We start from the raw sequence: 12,937 nt of genomic DNA on the forward strand, positions 1-12,937 counted from the left end.
AGATGAAACGAGGAGGATATTTTATAACAGGTTTAATAGGTGCTATTATAGGAAGTCTGCTTACTTTATATATAGCTCCAAACTTTATATTAGATGATATTAAAACTGGCAATGGACAAGAAAAAAATACTCAAATAGTAGTAAATTCAGGAGAAGAAGAAAGCATATATAAGGCAGTAGCTAAAAAAGCTATGCCATCAGTTGTAGGTATAACTACAGTAACTGTTGAAAAAGACCGTTTTTTTGGAATGGCTAGAGAGTCAAGCGGAGTAGGAACTGGTGTTATTATAGATGAAAGAGGGTATGTGCTTACTAATTCTCATGTTATAGGAGATGGAAATGCAAAGGAAGTTAATGTACTTTTTTATGATGGAAGTAATGAAAAGGCGGATGTTCTTTGGAATGATTCAACGCTGGATTTAGCTATAATAAAAGTAGATAAAAAAGGACTTCCAGTAGCAGAACTTGGAGATAGCGATAAGGTAGAAGTCGGAGATATAGCAATAGCTATAGGTAATCCTCTTGGACTTGAGTTTGAAAGAAGTTTAACTCAAGGTGTTATAAGTGGATTACATAGAAGCATTAAGGTAAATGAGTATGAGTCTGTAGACGATATGATTCAAACGGATGCATCTATCAACCCTGGTAATAGTGGAGGACCACTTTTAAACTCTAAAGGACAGGTTGTTGGTATAAACACAGCTAAAATTCAAACTGGAGAGGGATTAGGTTTTTCTATACCTATAAATATTGCAAAACCTATAGTAGATCAGTTTATAGAAAAAGGTGAATTTAAGAGAGTTACTCTTGGAATAAAAGCTGTAGATGCTAAATATTTTGAAGATAGAATGGGTGAAGAGCTAGCTGTAAATGAAGGTATATATGTATACCAAATTATGAGTGATTCATCAGCAGAAAAGGCAGGAATGAAAGCAGGAGATGTAATAGTTAAAATAGGAGAAACTGATATAAAGACAATGGGCAATTTAACTAGGGAGCTTTATAAGCATAGACCTGAGGATGTTGTTGAGGTTAAAGTTAATAGAGGCGGAAAAGAAAAAGTATTAAAAATAACTTTTTAGTAAATAATGCTTGGATATTTATATCCAAGCATTATTTTTATATATCTATTTTGAAAAAACTTAGTTTTTAGGATAATATATTATTAGATTGAAATTAGGGGGGATATTTGTGAAACGAGTTATAATAAATAGACTTATATACTTGACACTTATATGTATAGGAGTCTTTTTAGCTCTTGAGGACATGTACTATATAATAGCGATACCTGTAATAATGTGGTTGTTGGTTGAAAGAGTGTACTGGAAAACTTTTTATGATGGGAAAAAGATGCTTTATAAGAAGCAGTTTAAGAGTGCAGCTGGGAAGTTTGAGGCTTTTTTAAAGGAGTTGGATGAGAAGCCTTGGCTTAATAATCTTAGAATGTTCAATATAGGAATATATACTCACAACCTACAAGCCCAATGCTATAACAATATAGGAATATGCTATTTAGAATCAAAGTCATATAAAAAGGCTACTAACTACTTCAATAAAGCAATAGAGCTAGATGACTTGTTTTGTATACCTTATTATAATTTAGCAATAATAAAACTTATACATGATAATGAAGTAGATGCTAGAGACTATCTATTACAATCTATAAAAAGAGGATACAACAAAGTAAAATTTGAACAGCTTAAAGGATATGTAATGATGAAATATAAGATGTAGAAGGTATAAAAACAGGTCTATAAAAATATCTAAAAGCAATCACTAACATTTATATAGACCTGTTTTTGTGAATAGAATTAAGTTATTTAAAGAAAGGATTTAAAGATGAATATAAAAATAGTTACTGTAGGAAAGATTAAAGAAAAGTATTTAAAGCTTGGAATAGATGAGTTTAGTAAAAGGTTAACTAAATACTGTAAGTTAGATATAGTTGAACTTAATGATGAGAAGGCTCCAGAGAATTTAAGCGAAAAAGAAATGCTTATGATAAAGGATAAAGAAGGAAAGAAGATTCTATCTCATGTAAAGGATACAACTTATGCTATAGCACTTGCTATTGATGGAAAAAATTTGTCTTCAGAGGACTTAGCTAATAAGTTAAACAATCTTAGTATAATGGGAAAGAGCAATGTAACATTCATAATAGGAGGATCACTAGGTCTTTCTGATGAAGTGCTAAAAAGAGCAGATTTTAAGCTTTCATTCTCAAAGATGACATTTCCTCACCAGCTTATGAGACTTATACTTCTTGAGCAGGTGTATAGAAGTTTTAGGATAATTAAGGGGGAACCTTACCACAAATAAAGGCGGTTTTCTTTTGAATTGTTGATATGACTAGGAGGATAAGCTTTTGCCTAATAAAACATCATACCATAAGTAACGGATAAATTTATAAATAAAAAGCAGAGCCTAAAGTATCTTAATGGAAAATAATGAGGTAATACAAGATGGGTTTCTTGAATAAATTATTTAGCAAAAAATTGGATTTACAGTCCCAAGATGCATTTATACATTTTATATTGACGATATATTTACAATTAAAACAGCAGGCTGTATTGTAGTTGGTATAGTAAAAGGTTCAGATATTCGAGGCGGTGACGATGTATATATTATAGATACCAATGGAAACAGGCTGCTATCCAAAGTCATGAGTATGGAAAATCCAAGAGTAGGCAAAATGAATATAGCACCTGTTGGAAGCAATGTGGGTATTCTTTTATCCGATATTGAGGCAAAGCAGTTACATAGAGGTGATATTCTGACCAATGAAAAGAAAATTAATTAGAGGTGATTTAATTGAACGAAGTTTTATCCGATTATATTGAATGGTGTAAGGAGCCTTGCAAAGAAAGTCAAGCTATAGAAATTAAGAATCTTTATGAAAATGAAAGGTTTCAAAAGTTATATAAATATACTGAGGAAAATCCTAATATTGTAGCAGATGTATTAAAAATACTAGGGAGTTTCTTAAAGGAAATGGATATATCAAAGGCATGTGCGACTGCCCATTTTTGTGGAGCATTAATTGAAAGCAATAATGTATTTGATATAGGAAATAATTTAATAGATTTATTTGAAAAAGTGATTAATTTAAGTGCTGAATGTATAACTAAAATTCCAGATATAAATAATGTAGATTGGAACATATTACTTGAAAACTTCCCAAATGAAGTTAAGGCTTATCATGGAAGCGAGCTATTAACACTTGCAATTATGGCTGTTATTACAAGAACTTCGGAAAGTCGTTATTATTTGAGAGAAAAGAAATTATATCAAAAATTAGAACTTTTAGAGCCATATATAAGATCTATAGTATATGTAACATTTGTACATGATGCTTGTTATGATTTTAAGGTATTAGTATTAGCGCCAGAAATAAGAAAAGGTTTTTGGATGAAGGTTCATGACATTCATAACTGTTTTTATCTTTTTACATTATTAGAAGCAGAGTTATATAAAAAAGGCTGGCATAATGATTATGGACTTAAAGATTACACTTTTAATGAGGAAATTTATAATACTGCTATAGGGACTTTTTATCCTAAAAAAGTATATACAATAGAAGCTCATTGTTCTTATCAAACTTATCTTGCAATAAATGGACAAGAAGAAGAAAAATCAAATTTAAGTAACATGATTTTTGGAGAAATGCCTCCAGAGTATCTTCCAAAGCTGAAAGGATGTCCTATTATTGTTATGAAGGAAGATAACATAAAGGGACGTAGAAGCTGGGATAGTAATTTTTCTTCTAAATGCCATGATGGACTATCACCTCATATAGAAATTTTAGAGAAGCTAACAGAAAAAGAAGTAGAAGAATGGATAGATAGTTTATTAAATAAAGAACAAGAGAAAGGGATTATAAGTAAAATCCAAAAATTTATAAAATCTCTTAAATAAAATTAAATATTTTATTATATTATTATTTACTTGAATGGGATTTGAGATGGACTGCAGACTATTAGTCAAGTATCTAAGATATTCAAAATTTCAACAAGAATATTACGATATTATGAAGGAATTGGATTAATATTAAAGCAAATTGAACAGATACTCAAAAATAATGAAATAACATATGCAATATAAGTATAATAAATGAGCAAAATAAAAATAGGGTGTTGGTAGCACCCTATAGCATACAACTTTAGTTACTTAGACAACTAATAGCACTATTAATGTTAATAGTGCTATCAAGAAGAATCCTGCTCCAAATAGTAACATTAAAACGTCGTCACTAATATGTATGACCTCCCTTCGAAAGGGATGAATGATAGCAGTAGCCTATATTAGACTATTAAATTGTACATTCATATTAGTTGCTTTTTATATGCTAATAATTATTTTTTTTAATTTGGATTATATATAAAATATGATTCAATCTTCACTGAATCAACATTTTGTCCTTTCTCAGTTGGTAAATGTATATCCCCTTCTGTTGTAAATCCGTAGGGATAGCCTTCAATAGTATATTCCCTATTACTATCTGCATTATTCATTGAAAAATTATTATCTATAAACATAATATTTTTCCCTTCAAGTTGGCCAACAAATGCTTTCGTATATTTTTTGTTCTTAGAATTCTCTTCATTAAGTTCTTCTTTTTTACGAAAATCAAATTTACCATTTTCATCAACATAAACGTAAATATTAAGAGGTATAATGTTTTTTAAATATACATAATGTAATAATACAGAATGGCTTTCTTCAAGTTCCTTTAGTGTCTTGACAACTTTAATCCTTGTACCATTATGTACCTCTAAAGACTCATTATGTTTTCTTAACCTTTCAACTTCTTTTGGGGAGCAATCTATATATATTCCATTTCTCCAATCTTTATTATTTTTATTTTGTGTTTTAATGCTTTCATAAGTTTTGCTATCAATTGCACACATAGCTCCTTCTAATTTATATTTAATCTTTTTATTGAGATCATAATTTTTATCCGCAAATAATATAGAACCAGTATCAAAAATTCCTACATATATTTTACTTTCAATCTTTTCCTGAAGATTATTATCCTTAATTTCTTCTTTTGATAGTATATTCTTACCTTTGAATTCCTCTGATATCTTAAAATAATCTGTTGGTTTTATCTCATCTAAATATATCCTTACATTAATATAGTAGTCTACTTTACGCAGATCTTCCCTGGTTCTTATTGTTTTAAAAACTGTCTCGTCTTCATTAAGAAGCTCATTTTTATTATCATTTTGTTTATCGTTATTATTTTGTAATTCTGTAATTTTTTGAGTATCATTATTATTAACTGGCGATTGAAACATGAAACATAATTTAAAGACTATAACTGCTGCTATTAGTAAAATTATAATTAGTTTGAATCTTACCTTTTCCGTAGAAGCTTCTGTTTTGGGTTTTTGTTTTTTCTTTTTAATAGCCTTTTTCATTCTAGGGTTATACGTTTTTAACTTTAACGTCTTAACATTCTTGCCTTCTAACTTTGATTCTATATTCCTTAGATATTTTTTTATTCTTCTATTATAAGGTTGAAGTTCTATCAGTCTTTTAAATCGTTCTCTCGCCTTCACTAAGTTATCTGTAAAATAATAGCAGTATCCTATACTATGTAATGCTAATTCATTATCAGGATCAGAAGCTAAATATGGTTCAATATATGGTAGTGCTTCTAAATAACGGCCCATACCTGTTAAAATACTTCCAATAAACAAATTAATCCTTAAATCAAATGGATCTATTTTAAAGGCTAATTCAAAGAATTCTAATGATTTTTCTAAATGTCTAAACTGATAATAGAATTCTCCTAATATTTTTAATAATTTTTCATCGTGATTGAATATTTTATAAGCCTCGAGTAAAGATTCTTGAGCTTGGTAATAATCTCTAATTTTTAAGGACTCACTACCTTGACTATATAATGATAAATATTTTTCAATGAAATTTGGATCTATTTCTTTTATATATTCATATTTAATTTGACCAATATTTTGTAGGATTTTAAGAACTTTTTCAACTTTTTGTTCATCATATTTTTCATATAACATTCTTTCTTTATTAGTCCAATTAAAATGATAATTTAATATATACCATATATTTAGAGGCAAATCTTCATGATTTAATAAAAATTCAAATATATAATCTTCTATAATAAGTGAACTAAAGACATTCCAAACTACATCATTGTTTAATAATTTTTCCCATGCATTAATATCACTTTTTAAGGAATTATCATTATAAAGTTCATTTAGCTTATCTAAAAATTCTTCTATTTGTAGATTTACATCATTACTAGTGTGCTGTTCATAACTATTATTAATATTTTGATATTGTCTTTCAATGGTTTTTTTATCTATATTTGCTTTATCTTCCAAAATACTTACTTCATCATTAATATTTTCAACTAAGTTAATATGCAAATCTTGTTGTTTATTATTCTTAACATATTTTATAGCTGTATCGTATGTTTCCCTAAGTCTTTGATACCCTTCAGGATCATCTTCTGGATTGTATATTTTTAATAATTTTGCATAGGCTTTTTTTATAGTCTTTAAATCACTATCATATGGTATCTCCAAAATTTCCCACCAATTCATAATTAATAATATTTCTCCAATTGATCTAATTTTTCAGCAAATAACTTTACATTTTTCTCTATAAGCTTAGGATTTTGGGTTAAAAGAATTCTTTCGAAATTATCCAATAACGTTGCTATATATTCTCGTTTCTCACCAAGTGATTCTTCATATAATCTTTCTCCCCTAGCTAAAAACAACCTGTTTTCAAGTTTATCTCTTGGATGAATTTTTATATCTTTAAGCTCTAACATACGCTTCTTTATTTCTTCCTCTGACATTAAATTTTCGGAGTTTTGAATTATTAATGATTTCTTTTCTCCTGTACTTAGTAAAGTAGCTTCTACTTCTAGTAATCCATTTATATCATACGTATATCTAAGAGCTACCATTTGCTCCCCTGATTTTCCACGTGGTACTGAAACATTTAATTCTCCAAGCTTTATATTGTTTTCAACTCGTCTACTTTCACCTTGATATACTTTGATTACCATCCTGGTTTGATTATCCCTAATAGTTACTAAGCTTTCAACTTTACTTATTGGTATTGGCGAATTTCTTTCAATTATAGGTAGGAAATATCCTGATTCGTAATTATTTTTACCTAAATTATTTACTATTTCCACTCCAAGGGTATATGGACATATATCTGTTAATACTAATTCTTTCAAATCAGAATTTCTTTCTTTTAGAGCTGCTTGTATTGCTGTACCTAAGGCTACTGTCTCATCTGGATTTATATTAGAATATGGTAATTTATTAAACATTTTGCTAACTACGGATCTCACCAAAGGCATCCTCGAACTTCCGCCAATTAAGATAATTGTATCAATTTCTGCTGGTGATATGTCAGCATCTCTAAGAGCTCTTTCTACCGGATGACGTAACCTTAAAAATATATCTGAACATATTTTTGCAAATTTATTTCTATCGATTTCAGTTTCAAAAGATTCCTCGTTTATAGTTAAAATCATGCTTGCTTTCTCTTGTTCTGATAATGCTTTTTTGCAAAGCTCAGCCTGTTTGCATAAAGCTGATAATGTCTTTTTATCTAATACATTCAAATCTAAATCATTTTCTTGCAGGAAATAATCAACAAGCAGTTTATTAAAATCTTCACCACCTAAATAATTGTCCCCAGCGATAGCTTTTACTTCCATTACACCTTCAAAAAGATCTAGTATTGATATATCAAAGGTTCCTCCACCTAAATCAAATACTAAGAACTGTGTGTCTTCATTTTCCTGATGAAGCCCATAGGCTATAGCAGATGCTGTTGGCTCACTAATTAACCTTTCAACCTTGAGCCCTGCAAGTTCACCTGCTCTTTTAGTCGCCTTTCGCTGAGCATCATTAAAATAAGCAGGAACACTGATAACTGCTTCTATAATTTCTTCACATATATATTTTTCTGCGTCTTCTTTTAAAGACTTTAAGATAAATGAAGATAATTCTTCGGGTGTAAAGGTATAAGTTCCTAGATTAAACTTTTTCGATGATCCCATAAATCTTTTAAAATTAGATACTGTTGATTCAGGGTGAGTAATAAGTCTTTCTTTTGCTACATCTCCAATTAAAATTTCATTGTTCTCATCAACACTTATAATCGATGGTGTTAAATGTTTTTTTAGAACATTTGGGATAATTTGTGCTTGTCCATCTTTCCATATAGCAACTAAACTATTTGTTGTTCCCAAATCTATTCCAATAATAGCCATAATAATCTCCTCCTTAATATTAGTTAATCATATAAGGTTAATTTGTTATATATCGAATAAAACTAGTTTATTATTTTTATTAGATAACATAAGAAAACCTCCTTGTTAATGATTACTTGAAACTTCCATTTAAAAACAAGGAGATTTTCTTTTTTTATATACAAATACCTTATTATAAGTAAAGCCAATTATCTTAAATCCACTAAAATATATCACTTTCATTAAATATAATTGAAAGTAATACAAATAATCCATTCACTAAAATTAATAATTTATTGGACATAATATAAACATAATTCTGTAAATCATTTATTACATAAAAAGCTAGTTAGAGCATGTCCCATAATCACAGTCATTGAATTTATCATCGACATTTAAATGTGTTTTTATTACAATTATAACATAATTATGCTAAAAAAAAGAAAAGGATAGAATGTATATAAGTGTTTTATAATTAAGGAAATTATAATGTAAAAACTAGTTAATAGACTACAGATGGATCCGGTATTTAAACATATATTAATAATTTAAAATGGGTTTGAAATTTGTGGATTTGTATTTAATATTTATATCAAACAGAATTAGGTAAAGGTATACCAGATAATTATGTATATTTGAGATAGGAGTACTAAACAGAAAAACCTCATTTGAAGTAGTTAGGGTGAACCGTACCATAAATAGGTGCGGTTTTTTTGATTTATAGTTTCCTAAATTGTACATCGAAGATTCGAATCTTCTTAGGAGTACTAAATTACAAAAATGTAATATTAATTAGAGCAAATGTAATATAAATCGATGGTTAGATATATATGATTTTTATATAATTTAATTAAGATAAGAAATGAAAAGGAAATCAAAATGTTAAAAATTAATAGGTTAGGCAGGATTTATAATAGAATTTTGAAATTAACTTTTTACAACTGTATGACAACTTAGCAATACTTTTAATAAATTCAAAAGTTACAATTAAATCATAATAAAAAAATAAATTTAAAAGAAAGAGGGTTGAAATAAAATGATGATTAATATAATAGTAATATTATTAGCAACACCATTTATCGTGGGAATACTAGCACCTATATTTTTAGAGAAAGATATTGAAATTGTTGAATATTAATATGAATTATAAAATTAAAAAATATATAAATTTTGATGAGAAAAATTACATGAAGAATATATTTATTTCTATGTGCCTATTTAATTTACTTTTTAGTATTTTATATTGTGGCTACATATAAGCCATATCTTATTTATAAATAGGATAATGGCTTTTTTTTATTTACAACTTTATTACAAAAAAAACATAGTTCTTATATATTTGATTTGTATAATGAATTTAACGAAAGAAATTAAATACATAGGGGGAATAAATTATGAAATTTATGAAAATGAAAAAAGGATTACCAATAGCATTAATAGCAGGAATGTTATTAACAGGAGGAGTACAAAGTTTTGCAGCAATGAACAATGTATCACAAACACAAGCAGTACAAGTTAATGCACAAGTAAACAAAGAACAAGCAAAAGAAATGGCTATAAAAGCATTTGAAAAATATTTAAATACAAATATAGATGAAAAAAAATTATTTGAAGAAACAAAATTATTAAAAGTAGGAGATAAATATAATTTTGAAGGAAAGGATCATTGGAATATTACTTGGACAACATATGATAATAACAAGGATATAGAGAGTATGACAGATGCTGAGTTAGATAAGTATAATGAAGATATTCATAAGGGTATAGGTTATTGTATAGGAATAGACGAAAAAAGCGGACAAATAATGGGAATATCAATAATAGATGGAAATAGAACTTGTACAAAAGAACAAGAAATAAAAACAGAAGATGCAAAGAAAATTGTATTAGATTACATAAAGAAAAACAAACTAGTAGACAATGTAGAAAAATTAGAGTTCTTAGGAGATGTAAGAATGGATCCATCATTATGCACTATTGCATATAAATATGGAGAAAATAAAGTTGTAACTGTTTCAGTAGAGTCAGTTTCAAAAAAAGTAGCAGGTTTTAGTTATACAGATGAAGAAAGTACAAAGAAAGCAATAGAAAATACTAAAGATTATAAAGAAAAAGGACTAGTTGGATAAAAAATATATTTGAGTTAAAGAGGTATTGTAAAATTGCAATACCTCTTTAAAATTTAAACAAAATAGATATGGGGAAGGGTATTAATGAATAATTTTATGAAAGAACTTATTGAAATAGGAAAAACTATAATTATATCATTTATGTTAGTATTAGTTATAACTATGCTTATAAAGCCTACTACTGTAAATGGTCATTCCATGAATCCAACTCTTGACAATAAAGATTATCTTCTTATGGACAGAGTATCTTACAAAATAGATACTCCATCAAAAGGAGATGTAGTGGTTTTTAAATCTCAAATAACTATGGAAAATGGTAAACAAAAACATTTAATAAAAAGGGTAATAGGAACTGCTGGTGATAAAATAAAAATTGCAGATGGAAAAGTATATGTAAATGATAAAGAAATAAAAGAAAATTATATAAATGGAAGCAATACATATGGAAACATAGATACAACTGTTCCAAAAGACAGTTTATTTGTTATGGGGGATAACAGACTGCCAGGACAAAGTCTTGATAGTAGAGAGGATATAGTTGGATTTGTAAAAACAGAAGATATAGTAGGAAAAGCATTTGTAAGATTATATCCATTTAATAAAATTACTTTATTAGATTAATTAAAAAGTAAGGTTAGGTATTAGTTAAAATACTTAGCCTTATTTTTTTTACACTACCGACATGTATATCATTGTTATTTTATATATACATATTCATTCAACTCAGCTAACTTAACAGCTTAGGCTCCAAACAAATCATAGCTGACTTTGTGTAGTCTTTGCAAGGAGCAAACTGATTTAGAGCTGAACGTATCGCAGCCCTTCATAAAAACACCTCCAATAAGTTGCGCCTATCATATCATAATTAAAATAAAATTGAATATTTTACTAAATTTACATTAAAATGGTTAGAAAATTCTGATATAATAGATTCAAATGTTTTTTTAAAATGATTCTAAAGGAGAAAGATTGATGAACCAAGCTTTATTAAGTATTCTGCTAATTATATCTTCAATATTTCTTAGTAATCTAGCTATTTATGCGATTAAAAGAAAAGAAGTTCCGGGGGCTTTTGCATTTTTTATTCTTTTGATGGCAATGACATTGCATTCTTTAGGTTATACGTTTGAGCTATTAAGTGATACCGTAGAAAAGATGTATTTTTGGATAAGAATTGAATATATAGGAGTGGCTTTTTATCCTTTTCTCATTATGTTATTTGCAAGGGAGTATACAGATGAGAAAAAATTAGCTAATAGATATGTATTAAGTTTGATGATAACGGTTAATATCGCCACCTTAGTTTTTGTTAATACAAATTCTTATCACTTGCTGTATTATACTTCAGCTAAAGTTGAGTCTTCATTGGGATTCAATGTTTTGAAATTAGAAAAAGGAATTTGGTATTGTGTGCAGGTGACTGCATTATGCATTTCAAATATGTACGGCATTGTAGTTTTTGTTATGAAATCTAAAAAATCAAAAGGAGACTACAGAAAAAGATCTTTCTTTATGCTTTTGGGACTCACAATACAGATGGTAGTTTTTATTGTATATATTTTGGGATTGGGGCCAAGATATATTGACTTACTGCCATTTTCATATATATTTATGGGTCTTTTAATTGGAGTTGGGCTTTTCAGGTATGATATACTTTTTTTGACCCCCATAACTCATGAAATGGTATTTAATGCTATAGATGAAGCTGTGTTGGTTGTAGATAGGAAGGGAATGCTTATAAGCTTTAATAGAGCATCAAAACAGTTTTTCCCATCACTTGAAAACATAAGGTCTGGCGAATCTATTCGCTCGATTAGAGAATTGATTGAATATGATTTTGATTTAAATCGGGATAGTTATGAAATAGATGACAGGACATACAATTTCAAGGTTATCGAAATGAAAAACAACAGAGGGAGACTTTATGTTGTAAATGATATAACCGAATCAGAACAGGCCAAAAAACAGCTTGAAATTCTAGCAACTACGGATACGTTGACTGGAATTTACAACAGACGCTATTTTATGGACAAAATTGAAAGAGATGCGACTGCAGGTGTTTTTGTCATAATTGATATTGATAATTTCAAAGATATTAATGATAGATTCGGCCATGTTGAAGGTGATAAGGTACTGAGTTATTTTGGAGATGAATTTAAAAATTTCTTTAAAGAATATATGGTATGTAGATATGGAGGCGAGGAGTTCGCCATGTTTATTAAGAATGGTAATTTGAATGAGGCATTTAGAAAATCAGAGGTATTCAGGAAAAAAATAGCATATAGTGAACATGATTTAAGATTTACATTTTCGGCCGGAATGGCTGAATATACAACAGGTGAGATATCAAATGCAATTATTGAAGCTGACAAAAAACTTTACGAGGCAAAGGAAAAAGGGCGCAATCAAATTAGATACTAAGAGATTTTTCTATAATACAAACTGTGACATAAGCAACAAGTGATTTTAAGCGGAGGTTATAGGTAGGTTTGTCAATATTATAAAACTATGATAGTATATAATCCGATAAGAAACTCATATATGTTTT

At 28.3% G+C, this 12,937-nt stretch carries 10 protein-coding genes; 8 read left to right on the top strand and 2 right to left on the bottom strand.

What is annotated here, in order from left to right:
* Positions 1-2: 2 nt before the first annotated feature.
* The 5 genes from htrA to WJW32_RS14855 all read left to right on the top strand — a co-directional run bounded on the left by htrA (position 3) and on the right by WJW32_RS14855 (position 4,101).
* Complete coding sequence (gene htrA, locus WJW32_RS00845; RefSeq protein WP_340253571.1) at positions 3-1,082, top strand: serine protease HtrA; 1,080 nt, start codon at positions 3-5, stop codon at positions 1,080-1,082.
* Between the two features lie 109 nt (positions 1,083-1,191).
* Positions 1,192-1,734: a tetratricopeptide repeat protein gene (locus tag WJW32_RS00850; protein WP_340253574.1), complete on the top strand. Its 543-nt coding sequence runs from the start codon at positions 1,192-1,194 to the stop codon at positions 1,732-1,734.
* A 105-nt stretch (positions 1,735-1,839) separates the two neighbouring features.
* Positions 1,840-2,319, top strand: a complete 480-nt coding sequence (gene rlmH / locus WJW32_RS00855) for a 23S rRNA (pseudouridine(1915)-N(3))-methyltransferase RlmH (RefSeq protein ID WP_340253577.1) — start codon at positions 1,840-1,842, stop codon at positions 2,317-2,319.
* Positions 2,320-2,811: 492 nt separating this feature from the next.
* On the top strand, positions 2,812-3,915 hold the full coding sequence (locus WJW32_RS00860) for a hypothetical protein (protein ID WP_340253579.1): 1,104 nt from the start codon (positions 2,812-2,814) through the stop codon (positions 3,913-3,915).
* Positions 3,916-3,975: 60 nt separating this feature from the next.
* Positions 3,976-4,101, top strand: a complete 126-nt coding sequence (locus WJW32_RS14855; protein ID WP_445330192.1) for a hypothetical protein — start codon at positions 3,976-3,978, stop codon at positions 4,099-4,101.
* Between the two features lie 260 nt (positions 4,102-4,361).
* Here the strand turns inward: WJW32_RS14855 and WJW32_RS00865 are convergent, their stop codons facing one another.
* Positions 4,362-6,566 carry a hypothetical protein gene (locus WJW32_RS00865; RefSeq protein WP_340253582.1) on the bottom strand — a complete coding sequence of 735 codons (2,205 nt, stop codon included), beginning with the start codon at positions 6,564-6,566 and terminating at the stop codon, positions 4,362-4,364.
* Positions 6,567-6,586: 20 nt separating this feature from the next.
* A complete protein-coding gene (locus WJW32_RS00870; RefSeq protein ID WP_340253585.1) occupies positions 6,587-8,281 on the bottom strand; it encodes a molecular chaperone HscC in 1,695 nt (564 codons plus the stop codon).
* 1,373 nt (positions 8,282-9,654) lie between these two features.
* On the opposite strand from WJW32_RS00870, the gene WJW32_RS00875 reads away from it, so the two are divergent.
* The 3 genes from WJW32_RS00875 (at position 9,655) to WJW32_RS00885 (ending at position 12,810) form a co-directional block, all read left to right on the top strand.
* Positions 9,655-10,389, top strand: a complete 735-nt coding sequence (locus WJW32_RS00875) for a hypothetical protein (protein WP_340253588.1) — start codon at positions 9,655-9,657, stop codon at positions 10,387-10,389.
* 84 nt (positions 10,390-10,473) lie between these two features.
* Positions 10,474-11,010: a signal peptidase I gene (gene lepB / locus WJW32_RS00880; RefSeq protein WP_340253591.1), complete on the top strand. Its 537-nt coding sequence runs from the start codon at positions 10,474-10,476 to the stop codon at positions 11,008-11,010.
* 351 nt (positions 11,011-11,361) lie between these two features.
* Positions 11,362-12,810, top strand: a complete 1,449-nt coding sequence (locus WJW32_RS00885; protein ID WP_340253594.1) for a histidine kinase N-terminal 7TM domain-containing diguanylate cyclase — start codon at positions 11,362-11,364, stop codon at positions 12,808-12,810.
* The last annotated feature ends 127 nt before the right edge of the window (positions 12,811-12,937 follow it).

The organism is Tepidibacter sp. Z1-5, assembly GCF_037844525.1.
Lineage (GTDB): Bacteria > Bacillota > Clostridia > Peptostreptococcales > Peptostreptococcaceae > Tepidibacter_A.

What these genes read in the sequence shown, in the direction of transcription:
- htrA (WP_340253571.1), top strand. Translation starts at nt 3, where the DNA reads ATGAAACGAGGAGGATATTTTATAACAGGTTTAATAGGTGCTATTATA.
- rlmH (WP_340253577.1), top strand. Translation starts at nt 1,840, where the DNA reads ATGAATATAAAAATAGTTACTGTAGGAAAGATTAAAGAAAAGTATTTA.
- WJW32_RS00870 (WP_340253585.1), bottom strand. Translation starts at nt 8,281, where the DNA reads ATGGCTATTATTGGAATAGATTTGGGAACAACAAATAGTTTAGTTGCT.
- WJW32_RS00875 (WP_340253588.1), top strand. Translation starts at nt 9,655, where the DNA reads ATGAAATTTATGAAAATGAAAAAAGGATTACCAATAGCATTAATAGCA.
- lepB (WP_340253591.1), top strand. Translation starts at nt 10,474, where the DNA reads ATGAATAATTTTATGAAAGAACTTATTGAAATAGGAAAAACTATAATT.
- WJW32_RS00885 (WP_340253594.1), top strand. Translation starts at nt 11,362, where the DNA reads ATGAACCAAGCTTTATTAAGTATTCTGCTAATTATATCTTCAATATTT.